Annotated in this window: 11 protein-coding genes; 6 read left to right on the top strand and 5 right to left on the bottom strand. The window is 72.5% G+C overall.

All coding sequences use genetic code 11. The annotated features are described in order from the left end of the window. Nucleotides 1-616: LacI family DNA-binding transcriptional regulator (locus tag ACQKIP_RS23965; protein ID WP_427744018.1), on the bottom strand; the 616-nt coding region annotated here is incomplete at its 3' end. Nucleotides 617-641: 25 nt separating this feature from the next. Further along, the gene (locus tag ACQKIP_RS23960; protein WP_365852562.1) at nt 642-2291 is read right to left on the bottom strand and encodes a glycoside hydrolase family 13 protein; all 1650 of its coding nucleotides are present in this window, start codon (nt 2289-2291) and stop codon (nt 642-644) included. 282 nt (nt 2292-2573) lie between these two features. Between ACQKIP_RS23960 and ACQKIP_RS23955 the strand changes: the two genes are divergently transcribed. The 5 genes from ACQKIP_RS23955 (at nt 2574) to ACQKIP_RS23935 (ending at nt 7587) form a co-directional block, all read left to right on the top strand. After that, nucleotides 2574-4229, top strand: coding sequence for a fused response regulator/phosphatase (locus ACQKIP_RS23955; protein ID WP_365852564.1), 1656 nt, complete (start codon nt 2574-2576; stop codon nt 4227-4229). A gap of 56 nt (nt 4230-4285) precedes the next feature. Next, the gene (locus ACQKIP_RS23950; protein WP_365852566.1) at nt 4286-5212 is read left to right on the top strand and encodes a metal-dependent hydrolase; all 927 of its coding nucleotides are present in this window, start codon (nt 4286-4288) and stop codon (nt 5210-5212) included. 1 nt (nt 5213) lies between these two features. Continuing rightward, the gene (locus ACQKIP_RS23945) at nt 5214-6284 is read left to right on the top strand and encodes a PDR/VanB family oxidoreductase (protein WP_365852568.1); all 1071 of its coding nucleotides are present in this window, start codon (nt 5214-5216) and stop codon (nt 6282-6284) included. 77 nt (nt 6285-6361) lie between these two features. Next, entirely contained in the window at nt 6362-7066 is a 705-nt protein-coding gene (locus tag ACQKIP_RS23940; RefSeq protein WP_365852570.1) for a TetR/AcrR family transcriptional regulator, read from the top strand. Next, entirely contained in the window at nt 7063-7587 is a 525-nt protein-coding gene (locus ACQKIP_RS23935) for a GNAT family N-acetyltransferase (RefSeq protein ID WP_365852572.1), read from the top strand. The genes ACQKIP_RS23940 and ACQKIP_RS23935 overlap by 4 nt, the downstream gene beginning before the upstream one ends. A gap of 12 nt (nt 7588-7599) precedes the next feature. On the opposite strand, the gene ACQKIP_RS23930 is transcribed toward ACQKIP_RS23935, so the two are convergent. After that, nucleotides 7600-9519: a hypothetical protein gene (locus tag ACQKIP_RS23930; protein ID WP_427744020.1), complete on the bottom strand. Its 1920-nt coding sequence runs from the start codon at nt 9517-9519 to the stop codon at nt 7600-7602. 74 nt (nt 9520-9593) lie between these two features. Continuing rightward, nucleotides 9594-12719 (bottom strand): alpha-N-acetylglucosaminidase, encoded by a 3126-nt coding sequence (locus ACQKIP_RS23925; protein ID WP_365852576.1) that lies wholly within the window; start codon nt 12717-12719, stop codon nt 9594-9596. Nucleotides 12720-12830: 111 nt separating this feature from the next. Between ACQKIP_RS23925 and ACQKIP_RS23920 the strand changes: the two genes are divergently transcribed. Then, on the top strand, nt 12831-13325 hold the full coding sequence (locus ACQKIP_RS23920) for a hypothetical protein (protein WP_427744015.1): 495 nt from the start codon (nt 12831-12833) through the stop codon (nt 13323-13325). A 50-nt stretch (nt 13326-13375) separates the two neighbouring features. On the opposite strand, the gene ACQKIP_RS23915 is transcribed toward ACQKIP_RS23920, so the two are convergent. After that, a partial coding sequence (locus tag ACQKIP_RS23915; RefSeq protein ID WP_427744013.1) for a DUF1996 domain-containing protein occupies nt 13376-13703 on the bottom strand: 328 nt, incomplete at its 5' end.

The following is a 13703-nucleotide window of genomic DNA, read 5'->3' as shown; positions in this document are numbered from 1 at the left end:
GCACCGTGCGTACGAATCCCTCGATCTTCCGCTGTACGGGCACGAACCGCTTGGGACCCAGGGCGAGGCCGATCCGTGTATGCCCCAGGGAGACGAGGTGGGTCACCGCGAGGCGCATCGCGGCGCGGTCGTCCGGCGAGATGAAGGGCGCCTGCACCTTGGGGGAGAAGCCGTCGACGAGCACGAAGGGCACTCCCTGCGCGCGCAGCCGGTCATAGCGCTGCGTGTCCGCGGAGGTGTCCGCGTGCAGGCCCGAGACGAAGATGATGCCGCTGACACCGCGGTCCACCAGCATCTCCGTCAGCTCGTCCTCGGTGGAGCCGCCCGGCGTCTGCGTGGCGAGGACCGGCGTATACCCCTGCCGGGTCAGGGCCTGCCCGATGACCTGGGCGAGCGCGGGAAATATCGGGTTCTCCAGCTCCGGTGTGATCAGCCCGATCAGGCCCGCGCTGCGCCGGCGCAGACGCACCGGGCGTTCGTAGCCGAGCACGTCGAGTGCGGCAAGCACGGACTGACGGGTGGCCCCGGCGACGCCGGGTTTGCCGTTGAGCACCCGGCTGACCGTCGCCTCGCTGACCCCCGCCTGCGCTGCGATGTCGGCCAGTCGCGCGGTCACAGGATTGGACTGTACCGGTCACATCTCAGGCTGCCCACCAGACCGTTGAATCCGCCGGGAGCCTTGTCCCCGCGGCGCGGGGCGTCACGTCCGCGCTGGACAGGAGGACGGTGCCGGGGGTGGAGACCGTGACGGGCACGGCGGAGAGGTTCACCGTGCAGACGAACGTGCCCAGCGGCGAGGTGCGGCGGAAGACCAGCACGCCCTCGGGGGAGTCGAGCCACTCCACGTCACGGCCCGCGCCGAGCGCCGGGTGCGCGCGGCGCATGGCGAGCGCCCCGCGGTAGAGCTCCAGGGTGGAGGAGGGGTCGCCGTCCTGCGCCTCGGCCGTGAGGCCCTTCCACCCCGCGGGCTGCGGCAGCCAGCTGGGGCCGCCCTCGACCGGCCCGAAGCCGAACGGCGCCCGCTGGCCGGACCACGGCATCGGCACCCGGCACCCGTCGCGCCGCCCGTCCTGCCCCGTGCTGCGGAAGAACGCCGGGTCCTGGCGCACCTCGTCGGGCAGCTCGGTCACCTCGGGCAGGCCCAGCTCCTCGCCCTGGTAGAGGTACGCGGAGCCGGGCAGCGCCAGCATCAGGAGCGTGGCGGCCTTCGCCCGGCGCAGACCGCGCGCGGCGTCGCCGTCGGAGAAGCGCGTGGCGTGGCGCACGACGTCGTGGTTGGACAGGACCCAGGTGGCGGGCGCCTCCACGGCGTTCATCGCGGTCAGGGAGCGGTCGATGACGTCGCGCAGGCCGACCGCGTCCCAAGCAGTGGTCAGATACTCGAAGTTGAAGGCCTGATGCAGCTCGTCGGGGCGCAGGTAGCGCGCGCTGCGCTCCACCGTCGGCGTCCACGCCTCGGCGACGGCGATCCGCTCGCCCGCGTACTCCTGGAGGATCCGCCGCCAGCTGCGGTAGATCTCGTGCACGCCGTCCTGGTCGAAGTAGGGGACGGCCTGCTTGCCGAGCAGCTTCACCTGCTCCTCGTGGCCGATGTCGGGCAGCCCGGCCGCCTTGACCAGGCCGTGGGCCACGTCGATGCGGAAGCCGTCCACGCCGAGGTCGAGCCAGAAGCGCAGGATGGAGTGGAACTCCTCGTGCACCGCCGGGTGGTCCCAGTTGAAGTCGGGCTGCTCGGGCGCGAAGAGGTGGAGGTACCACTCGCCGTCCTCGACCCGGGTCCAGGCGGGGCCGCCGAAGACGGACTCCCAGTCGTTGGGCGGCAGCTGACCGCTCTCGCCCTTCCCGCCGCGGAAGTGGAAGCGCTCGCGCAGCGGCGACCCCGGCCCCTCGCGCAGCGCCTCCCTGAACCACTCGTGCTGGTCCGAGCAGTGGTTGGGCACCACGTCGACGATCACGCGAAGGTCGAGCGCGTGTGCTTGTCGTACGAGTTCGGCGGCGTCCGGAAGGGTGCCGAACATGGGGTCGACCGCGCGGTAGTCGGACACGTCGTACCCGGCGTCGGCCTGCGGCGATGCGTAGAAGGGGGAGAACCAGACGGCGTCCACGCCGAGCCTCTTCAGATGGGGCAGGCGGGCCGTGATGCCCGGCAGATCGCCCATGCCGTCGCCGTTCCCGTCGGCGAAGCTGCGCGGATAGACCTGGTAGATGACGGCGTCGCGCCACCACTCGCGGCGCGCGGAGTCGTCGGCCGGGTCGTCGGCGGGAAGGGCGGCCGTGACGTGCTGGGTCATGAAGTCCCTCAGTAGTACGGGATGGTCGGCACTCCGTTGAACGCCCCCGGAAGGCGAAGGTCACGACGTTCCGCGCGGGCGCGCCGGGTACGCGCCGCAGCTCATGCGGGCCGAATCGGCGGATACTACCGTCAAGGAGGCGACGCGAGAGCAGAGTTCGACGACCTCCACCGGTCCGGGTCGCGCTGCCGCGGACTTCCCCCGAGGCGCGCGGCGGAGCGCTAACTTGAGGAGGCAGGCACGAGTCGGCCTGCCTCGTTCCGCGCCGAGGAGCAGTCCCGCGTGAGCGTCAAGGGCAAGGCAGTGAATACGGTCAGCACGGTCCTGGTGGTCGACGACGTACCGGCCAGCAGGTACGCGCTGAGCGCTGTCCTGCGCAGGGACGGCCACCGGGTCCTGCTCGCCGCGAGCGCGGCCGAGGCCCTGATCGAACTCGACGTGCGGATGCGGGCGGGGGACCTCCCGGACGTGGCGCTCGTCGACGTGGGCCTGCCGGACATGAGCGGCTACGAGCTGTGCCGCCGCATGAAGCAGTTGCCGCCCATCGCCGCCCTGCCCGTGGTGCATTTCTCTGCGGCGGCCCGCCCGCCCGCCGACCGGTGCCGGGGGCTCGACGCGGGAGGCGAGTCCTATCTGACGGTGCCCGCCGAACCGGAGGAGATCCAGGCGGTCGTACGGGCCGCGGCGCGCGGGGGCCGCTGCCGCAGCGACGCCCAACTGCGCGTCGGGCGCCTCGCGATGCTCGCCGGGACGATCCTGGACGTGCAGTCGGCGCGCTGCCTTGGCGAGCTTGCCGACGCGGCGGCCACCGGCACGGCACGGCTGACCGGCGGTCCCGCCGCGGTGTTCGTGCTCGGCGGGGACGGCGAGATCCACCGGGGGCTCTCCCGGCGCAGAGCCCCCTCCTCGCTGCCGGACGCCGCGGCGCACGAGACGGTGGCCCGGCTGATGCGGCGCGTCATGTCGGGGCGATCGGGCGTGCGCTACACCGTCGTGCCGACCCCGCTGTGGCCCGGCGGCTTCTTCCGCCCGGTGGGGGCGGCCGGGCCGTGGTGCGACGGGCTGCCGGAGGAGGCCGGTCTCGTGCTGGCCCGGCTGCGCGACGGGCGCACGCTGGTGTGCCTCGCCACCCCCGTACAGGAGGGTCTTTCGGACGAGACGGGACACCTCGTCGAGCGGCTCGCCCACGCCACCGCGCTCGCCGCCGAGCCCCTCCTGCGCTACGAGGAGGAGCGGCACATCGCGCTGACCCTGCAACGCAGCTTCCTGCCCGCGCAGTTGCCGGAACTGCCCGGCACGCATGTCGTGGTCCGCTATGAGCCGGCGTCGAGCCAGGCCGAGATCGGCGGGGACTTCTACGCGGCGCTGCCCACCCCCGTCGGCGTCCTGACCGGCATCGGCGATGTCGTGGGGCACTCCCTGGACGCGGCCACCGTGATGGTCGAGATCCGGCACGCCCTGCGCGCGTACTGCGTCGAGGACCCCGATCCCGGTGTGCTCGCGCTGCGCCTCGACCGGATGCTCCAGCACTACCACCCCGGTGTGACGGCCACGATGTGCCTGAGCCTGGTCGATCCGGCCACCGGACGCACCCGGATCGCCAACGCGGGTCACATCCCGCCGCTCGTGGTGCGCGACGAGGGCACGGCCGCGTACGTCGACGCGTGCGGGCCGCTGATGGGGCTCGGCCTCGACCGGCCGGAGCCCAGCGAGGTGGTCCTCGCGCGCACCGACCGCCTGCTGATGGTGACGGACGGGCTCATCGAGACCCGCGGCACGGATCTGGCGGTGTCGATGGAGCAACTGCGGCTCGCCGCCGCGGGGGCGCCACGAGGCGTCGCCGCCCTGTGCGACACGCTCCTGACCTGCTTCGGGCAGGCGCGGGAGGACGACATCGCACTGCTCGCGCTGCGCCGCACGGGCCTCGGGGCGGGCTGAAAGAAACCCTCGCACGCACCTGTACCCACGGGCCTACCCGTCAGTACATTGACGCCATGTCTAATACGCAGAGCCGGGAGCCGAGGCCCATCGCGTCGGAGCACATACCGCTCAAGGCGCGCAAGGTCTCCTTCTCCTGGGAAGACACCCCGCTGCACTGGGTGCCGGGCGACCCCTTCGCCACGCACACGATCAACGTGCTGCACCTGCTGCTCCCGGCGGGCGAGCGCTGGTTCGTCCATGTGTACAAGCAGGTCCTGCCGTACATCCGCGACGACCGGCTCCGCGAGGACGTGATCGGCTTCATCGGCCAGGAAGCCATGCACGCACAGGCCCACGACGAGGTCCTGCCGCACCTCAAGGAACAGGGCCTCGACCCCACGCCCTACACCGCCCAGGTCGACTGGCTCTTCGAGAAGCTGCTCGGCGACCGGACGCTGCCGCCCGGCAAGGCCCGCAAGTGGTGGCTGATGGAGCGCGTCGCCATCATCGCGGCCATCGAGCACTACACCGCCTTCCTCGGCAACTGGGTCCTGAACGCCGACGAACTGGACCGCAGGGGCGCCGACCCGACCATGCTCGACCTGCTGCGCTGGCACGGCGCCGAAGAGGTCGAGCACCGCTCCGTCGCCTTCGAACTCTTCATGCACGTCGACGGCAGCTACCGCCGCCGCGCCCGCACCTGGGCCACGGCCTTCACCGCCCTGGTCTTCCTCTGGCAGCGCGGCGCCCGCTTCTTCATGGAGAACGACCCGACGCTGATCGGCGGCAAGGCGTCGTTCAAGGACTTCTACCAGGGCGGCAAGAAGGGCACGCTGCCCACCACACCGGACATGATCCGCTCCATCCCCCGCTATCTGAGCCGCGCCTACCACCCCTCCCGGGAGGGCAGCACCGCACAGGCCGTCGCCTACCTCGCCTCGTCACCGGCGGCCACCGCCGCCGAAACCGCGACGGAATCGCTGCCGAAGGGAGCGCGCTGACATGCCCCGCATCCGCACCGTCCTGCTCGTCACGGGCGCCGCCGTGCTCGCCAGGCGGGCCATGCGCCGCCGTATCGACGCGTCCCCGCTGTGGCCGCTGCCCGCCCTGGAGGAGCCGGTGTCCGGCCGCCCGCGCTCCCGCGCGCTTCGGCTGGTCGTCACCCGGCACGAGACGGTCGCCGAAGGTGTCGTACAACTGCGTCTGGAAGGCGACCACTTGCCCGCCTGGGAACCGGGCGCCCACCTGGACCTGGTCCTGCCGTCGGGCCTCGTCCGGCAGTACTCGCTGTGCGGCGACCCGGAGGACACCTCGTCGTACACCGTCGCGACCCGGCTGATCGACGCCGGGCAGGGCGGCCGGGGCGGCTCGCGCGAGGTGCACGAACAGCTCCGGGAGGGGACGGAGGTCGAGGTGCGCGGCCCGCGCAACCGCTTCCCGCTGGCCGACGCGCAGACGTACGTCTTCGTGGCGGGCGGCATCGGCATCACCCCGATCCTGCCCATGCTGCGGGCGGTCGAGGCGGCGGGCCGCGAGTGGCGGCTGCTGTACGGAGGCCGCTCCCGCGCCTCGATGCCGTTCCTGGAGGACGTGGAGAAGCTGGCGGGCACGACGGCGGGGCGGCTCACGGTCGCTGCGGAGGACGAGGGCGGACGGCCGGACCTGGCCGCCTTCCTCGCGGACCTTCCCCCCTCCGCCGCCGTCCACGTCTGCGGACCCGAGGGCCTGATGGAGGCGGTGGCGGCGACGCTGCCCGCGGGCGCCGAACTGCACCTGGAGCGCTTCTCGCCGCACACGTCCGCGGACGGCAACGCCGCCTTCGAGGTGGAACTGCGCCGCAGCAAGCGGACCCTCACCGTGCCCGCGGGCACCACGGTCCTCTCCGCGGTGCGCGCGGAGCTGCCCAATACCGCGTACTCCTGCGAGCAGGGATTCTGCGGAACCTGCCAACAGCGCGTCCTGGAAGGGGAGATCGACCACCGCGACGAACTGCTCACGGACGCCGAGCGCGCCGACTCGATGCTGATCTGCGTGTCCCGGGCGAGCGGTGACCGGATCGTCCTGGACATGTGAGAAACGGGACGGAAGATGTGAACGGTTGGAGCGGACCAGCCCCTTGGACGGCTGGATCTGCTCGGTAAGGTGTTCGCATGACTACCGGGGTGCGCCGCAGGATGGGTGTCGAGGAGCGGCGGCAGCAGTTGATCGGGGTCGCGCTCGATCTCTTCAGCCACCGCTCGCCCGACGACGTGTCCATCGACGAGATAGCAGCGGCCGCGGGCATCTCGCGCCCGCTGGTCTACCACTACTTCCCCGGCAAACTCAGCCTGTACGAAGCCGCGTTGCAGCGCGCGGCCGACGATCTGGCCGACCGCTTCGTGGAACCGCAGGAGGGACCGCTCGGCGCGCGCCTGCTGCGGGTGATGGGCCGCTTCCTGGACTTCGTGGACGGCCACGGCCCCGGCTTCTCCGCCCTGATGCGCGGCGGCCCCGCGGTCGGCTCGTCCACCACCAACGCGCTGATTGATTCGGTGCGGCAGGCGGCGTACGTCCAGATCCTTTCGCACCTGGGCATCACCGACCCGCCCGCCAGGCTCGAACTCGTGATCCGCTCCTGGATCTCGCTCGCCGAGTCCACGGCACTCATCTGGCTCGACGGACGCCGCATTCCGCGCGCCGAACTCGAACGGCAACTGGTCCACGACTTCGCGGCGCTCGCCGCGGTCAGCGCCGCGTACGACGAGGAGATGGCGGCGATCCTGCGCCGCATGCTCGCCGCGGAACCGCCGGACGGACCGTTCACGGAACTGATCACCCGCCTGATCGCACTGGCCCCGCAGGAGCAGAGCAGTTGACCCACCGCCTTGCCGACGAGAACGACATCCCCACCCTCGTCGCCCTCTACGACGGCGCCGCGCACTGGATGCGGGAGCGGGGGATCGACCAGTGGAAGCCGGGCGAGAAGGGCGCGGAGCACTTCCGCGGGCGGATCACCTCGGACGAGGACGAGGTGTGGCTCGCCTACGACGGCGGGACGGTCACCGGCGCCTACGAGGTGTGGTGGGCGGACGAGCCCGCCTGGGGCGAACAGCCGCCGGTCGCCGGCTATGTGCACCGCCTGATGACACGGCGCGGAGCCCCGGCGGGGACGGGCCGCGCGATGCTGGCGCGCGCCGAACGGCGCATCGCGCGGGCGGGCCGTGAGCGCTGCCGCCTGGACTGCGTGTCGACCAACCCGCGCCTGCGGGAGTACTACGAGGCGGCCGGATACACGGTCGTGGGAGAGCTGCCGGGGAAGGTGGCGGCGGACGGGAGCACGTACGGCGTGACGCTCCTGGAGAAGGATCTGCGGGAGCTGCTCCCGTCCGACGCCTGACCACTCAGCGGCTCACCGCAGCGTCGACACCTTCGAGCCGTTCGCCAGCCGCCCGGTGAGCCCGGCGCGTGCGCCCCGCTCCAGGGGCGCGGCCACGGTGTTGCCGGCGGTCTGCGACCCTCCGGCGGCCTTGACCGAGACGACGTCGTTGCTGCCGGCTCCGAGCAGGTACCAGTTCCCGGCGCGGGACTTCCACCGCACGCCCGCGAGCACCGAGGGCTCCCGCGCCCCGCACGCCGCGGAGTCCTCCGCCTTGGCCGCGACGGCCGCCGCGCCCCCCGCCTGGAACTGCGCGAGGGCCCGGCCACCCGCGCCCCGCCAGGTGTCGGCGCGGGTGCACAGCCAGGTCGCCGCGCCGTTCGCCTCGGGCAGCGCCTGGCGGGCGTACTGCCAGGAGTTCACGGAGCGCACGCCCTTCGAGCGGGCGTCGCCGAGCGAGCAGGCCGTCGAGGACCAGTTCGCGGCGGTGGCCTCGCGCGGAGCCTGCGGGCGGCCCGCGGTGAGATGCGCGGGGACGAGTTCGCCGAGGTCGGTGGAGAGGCGGTTGACGCCCTTGTCGTCCCGCAGTTGCAGCGCGTTCCACGAGGAGCACGCGCGGGCCTGCGCCGGACTGGACATCGGCTCGGTGACACCCTCGCCGTCCCGCTTGAGGGCATCGGCGCCCGCCGCGGGCTTCAGGAGATCGCGTACGCCGACACCGCCCACCCAGGGCGCCGTCAGATACCGCACGTTGCCGTCGACGCGGCTCACCACCAGGGCGCTCGCCTCGGCGCTGGTCGCGCCGTCCACACGCGCGAAGTCGAGGGCGGCTCCGCTGGTGCCGTCCTTGGGCTCGGCGTACCGCACGATGCGCAGCCCGTCGTAGAGGAGCACGACCCGGGCCGCGTCGACCTCACCGGCGAAGAGCAGCTGCGCGGGCCCGGCGGGCGCACCCGCCGCCGTGCCGGTCGTGGCGGAGACCTGCACCGATTCGCCGGGCCTCGCCCAGACGGCCAGGGCGCGCCGCAGCAGGGCCTGGTCGCCGGTGAGCGCGCCCCTGGCGGGCCATGCGGAGAAGTCGGCGCGGGAGGAACGTTTCCATGCGCCGGCCGACACCTTCGTCAGCTGCCCCGGATCGAGCGCGGCCTGCGCGGCCGGGTTCTGCGCGTACGCCGGTGCCGCGGCCCCGTCGGGACCCCAGCCGTCGCCCGGCAGACCGAGGAGCGCCCCGCACACCAGGGCCGCGGCCACCGCGACGGCCGCGGCCTTCATGTGCTGCCTGCGGCGCATCAGATCGGTGGGCCGAGCCTGGAGCGAGCAGGGGTCGAACTCGGGGGACCTGAGCAGGTCGTACGCCGCGTCCACGCCGTCGGCCTCGGCGAGCGCGGCGCCCGGCCGGTCGACTCCGGCGGCGTCGAGCACCTTGCGTACGTCGTCGTCGGCGAGCCGCTCCAGGCCGCGCAGCACGTACGCGGCGCGGGCGGGTCCCGACAGGGCCGAGAGCCGCTGGTCCAGGGCGAGTTCCTCGGCGCCGCCCGACCGCGGGAAGAGCCGGAGCCCCCAGACCTGCGGCAGCAGCGGCGGCAGCTGCGCCCGCTTGGGCAGGGCGGTCCGCCGCAGCGGGAGCCCCGCGTCGAGCGCGGTACGCACGACACGCAGCCGCACATACGCGTAACCGGGGTCGGTGCCCCGCCCGCCCCCTTCCTCCGAACGCTGCACCGGAATGGCCTCGTCCTCGCCCGACCTGCGGCTGCGCGGCAGCGCACGCTGGGTCAGCGCGTGGGCGGTCAGGACTCTGCGGTTGCGCCCGAGACTGGGCGGCAGGACCAGATAGGCCAGCCGCACCAGACGCGGGTAGTGCTCGACGAGGGCGGCCTCGGCCTGCTCGACATCGACGACGCCGGAGAGATCCCGGGTCGGGGAGGGGGACTTCACATTCGACGACACGTTCAGCAAAACGAGCGAATCCTCGGATGGTCACCTCCCGGTGACCCCTCACCCCTCCCCGGCGGTCCGGGCCCGCTGCCTCAGTCGATCTTCCAGCCGCTGAACTCCACGGTTCCGCGTGCCCCGTCGCCGCCGTTGGTCGCGCTCATGAACAGGCCCACGTCCTGCGCCGCCGCGGCCCCCGGCACGGTCACGCTCGCCACTGTCCGCCAACTGGCCCCGTCGTCCGTCGAGCACGACCCGGTCAGGACGTCGCCCTCCCGTCCGAGGCGCAGCAGCACCGGTGCCTTGATGCCGGTGATGCGCTTGTAGGTGTCCAGCGTGCCGTCGCCGTTCGTGTCGTACGACAGGACCACTCCGTTCGCCGGTGTGACCGCGAGGTCGACGATGCCCGGTGATCCCGGCGTCCCCATGGCGTTGCGCGCGATGATGCCCGCCCTGGCCCACGGCCCGGTGACCGCCTGGGCGTCGACCCGGACCGTCACCGACACGCCGCCGCGCAGCGCGCCGTCGCGGTACAGCGTGCCGAACTCCGTCGTGCCCTTCCACAGGTCCGCGCCCGCGCCGTTGATGGCGTAGCGGCCCTCCAACTCCCCAAACACCGCCGCGTTGTTGGTGTACTTCTTCCAGCCGGGGCCCACCGGACCCGCCTCGAACAGCTCGCCCTCGTGGACGGCCGTCACCCGCGGCTCGCCCGCGGGGCCGTACCGCACTTCGATCTCGTACGGGAGCGGCCGCAGCGGATCTTCGAGGGGGGTGCCCGGTGCGTTCGCCCGCCACGCCACCTTGCCCGTGCCCGCCGCTTCGACCCGGGGCAGGGACACCGGGCCCGACGGCTCCGCGTCGATCCCGGTCAGTTCGAAGTCGACGCGGCCCGTGGCCCGCAGGCCGTTGACGTTGCGGAAGACGGCCTCGACGCGCGCGTGGCCGCCGGGCGGCAGCGACGGCGGGTCGGCGACGACTTCGAGGGAGCCCTGGTAGGGAGCGCGGGCCAGCACGTCCCGCACCCGTGAGGCGGTCCGGTACGCGTCGCCGATGCCCCGCAGGGGATAGTCCTTGCGCTCGCGGGTCCACGGCTCCTCCACCGCGAACCAGTCCACCTCGCGCGGTGCGCGCCCCGCCGCGAGCGCGTCGGCCAGTTCGTCCAGCCACTTCTGCCAGCGCGGGACGTAGAAGTCGGCCATCAGACCCGACCACTCGCGGTTCCCGTACTCGTGCAGCTTGCCGCCCTCGGAGGTCGACCGGCCGCCCCACACCGTGATCAGGACCTTGGCGGTCCGCTCGAACTCGGCACGCTCGGCGTCGTTCGTGCCCATCCTGCGGGCCGACTCCACCCAAGGGCCAAGCAGGAACGCCGAGTTGGTCGCCGTCAACTCGTCCGAGAGGTGCATCAGCTTCAGCCACAGGGTGGACAGCGTCTTGAAGGTGCCGGCGTCCTTTCGCCCGTACGCGGCCCTGAGCTGGGGCAGCAGCTGCCGGCTCCGGTGGGCGAGCGCCTGCCGGGCCACGTCCACCACGTCGTACCGGTAGGCGGCGCTGCCCCGCAGCGCTCCGCCCGCCCCGAGGAGGCCGGTGAGCGCCGCGTCGAAGCGGCCGGGGTCGTAGGTCAGGGCGCGCGGCGCGTACTCGGCGGCGCGGTTGGCCGCGAGGTCCGGGCGGGCGGCGAACAGCGAGTCGTGCGGGTCGCTGCGCTCGACGGCGGTGTGCCGGTAGGCGGTGTCGTGCAGTGCGCGCCAGGCGCGGCGGGCGTCGGTGTCACGGCCGCCGTAGCGGAATCCCGCGTAGCCGTCGAACCAGGCCTTCAGGTCGGGCTTCTCCTTCGTCCAGGCCAGCTCGGAGAAGAGCTCGAAGGCGGCCGGGTCACGGTCCGTGGCCTCCGGCATGTACGCCGTGCCCACGAGCGCGCTGTTGTTCTTGTCCCGCCAGGCGAAGAACTTCTCGTTCCAGATGTGGGCCCTGGCGCCGATCGTCGTACGGCCCCCGAAGTTCGGGATGGTGCCGAACGCGTACGGGGTGCCGCCCCAGTCCTTCTCGCGGTCGGTGACGCTCGTGAAGCGGTCGGAGACGCCGTCCACGATCAGCATCCGCCGCCGGTCGATCGCGTCGAGCAGCTCGGGCAGCGGGTTGGCCTCCCAGCCCAGGATCACCCAGGTCGCGCCGGGCCGGGACTTCCGCAGGGCCATCTCGACGCCGCGCGCCGCGTCGGGCACCGGGACGTCCCCGGCGGTGCCGCCCTCGTGCAGGAGGTCCATCTTGAAGTTCTCGGCGGCCCCGAAGAGCTGCTCCTGGTGCCGGTAGAAGGAGGCGGCGACCTTCCCGAAGGATTCGGTACGGGGGTCGAGCCAGTCGGGCCGCTTGAAGCCGTGCCAGGTGCCCTGCGGGATCACCCGCGCGTCCCCGCCGTTGCGGGCCACGAACCCGTCCGGGACGTGCCCGTAGTAGCCGGGGAGCACCGGCGCCATGCCCAGCGAGCGCAGCCGGTCGACGATTCTGCGCCCCAGCGCGGCCCGGTCCGCGATCACTTCGGGCGACAGGGGCCCTCCGTACCCCGAGAGGTTCTGGAGCAGCCACCACGCCTGGTGCGAGGGCGCCGGCAGCCACGCGCGCGCCTCGGCGTCGCTGTAGCCGAAGTCCTGGAGCACCCGGTGGTAGACGGCTTCCGCACCGGCGATCACCAGGACCTCGTTGCAGCCGTGCAGGGCGAGTACGTCGATCATGCGTTCCCAGTACGCCCAGTCGGCGTGCGGCGCGGTGTACCCGTCGTTCGTGTCGTTCAGGGCGAACCGGTGCGGCAGCGCGGTGGACCGCTCCAGGGGGCGCGCGGGGGCGGGCAGTCTGCGCGGCAGGTCCAGCTGGTCGCCGTTCCAGGCGACATGGGCCCCGCAGACGTACTTCAGATACCAGTGGACCCCGGTGAGCAGCACGGCGGGCGTCGTCCCGGTCACGTCGATGCGCCCGGTCGTGCCCGAAACGCGGAAACGGTCCGTGCCGCCCTTCGCGGGGACGAGTCTGAGACGGAACTGTTCCGCGTGATGCGGCAGGAGTCTGTTGAGTGCTGAGCGCGCGGAATCCGTATCGAGGGCGTGGGCGGGGTCCCGGAGGGGCCCCTCGGCGGCGTGGGCGGGAACCGTCACACCGCCGACGGCGGCACCGAGGCCGATGGCCCCGGCGGTGCCGAGCACGGAACGTCGAGACGGATCGGACATGTGTACCCCCTGGGTCTGATGGTGCGGCGCACGGTATCCGTGCGGCGTCCTGCGCTCAACGGTGCATACGGAGATGGCGAGTTCGCCTCGCCTGACGGGACTGGAGGGACGATGAAGGCAGCGCGGAAGACGCTTGGGGGCGCGAAGAAGGGCATGCGCGGGCGCATGCTGTCGGGCATGGGTGCGGGCCTGCTGATGATGCTCGTGGCGTGCGGCTCGGACGGCGACGACGCGCCGCCGGACACGGCGAGCGGCAGCCTGGAGCAGCTGGCGGCCAAGGCGCGGTGCAAGCCCGACATCCAGACGGACGCGGCCGAACTGCGGCAGGCCACCTGTGACAAAGGTGCCCGCCGCTACGTCCTAGTAACCTTTACAAATGCCCGTGGCCAGGCCGAATGGTTCGACGAGGCGGCCGATTACGGCGGCACGTACCTCATCGGCAAGAAGTGGATCGCGGTCGGCGAGGAGAACGTGGTCATGCGGCTGCGCGGCCGGCTCGGCGGGACGGTGGAGAAGTCCTCGCACCACTCGGGGAGTAGCGGTGGTGGGGATCACGAGGACGGAAGCCCGGGGCATTCGGGCCACTCCGGTCACCACACGAGCTGACCGCGCAGCAGTAGGGGGTCACGCCTGCGCACTGGGCCGATCGGGTCGGCTCAGGTGCAGCGCTTGTTGCCGTTGATGCACTTGGCCATGCGGTTCATCAGCTTCTCGTCGAAGACGTTGATGAAGTCTCCGTGGTCGGTGATCGGCTTGTGCAGCTGCTCGGGGAACGAGTCGACGGCGAATCCCGGGCCCGGCGGCACGTCGTACACGATGCGCTGCACCAGCTGCGGAATGGCCTTGAAGCCCTGCGGGCAGGCGCCGGTCCGTTCGTCGGCGAAGGCCACGTGCGTGCGGTGGTTGGCGCTGTCGGTGTTCTGGCCGTCCCAGCAGCTCTGGAAGTTGAACGTCCGCACGACCTGGCTGCCCTCGGGGCAGATC

This window comes from Streptomyces sp. NPDC059900 (assembly GCF_050270335.1).
Lineage (GTDB): Bacteria > Actinomycetota > Actinomycetes > Streptomycetales > Streptomycetaceae > Streptomyces.
The sequence above is the reverse complement of the archived record's forward strand: the minus strand, read 5'-3'. Positions and strand labels throughout refer to the sequence as shown.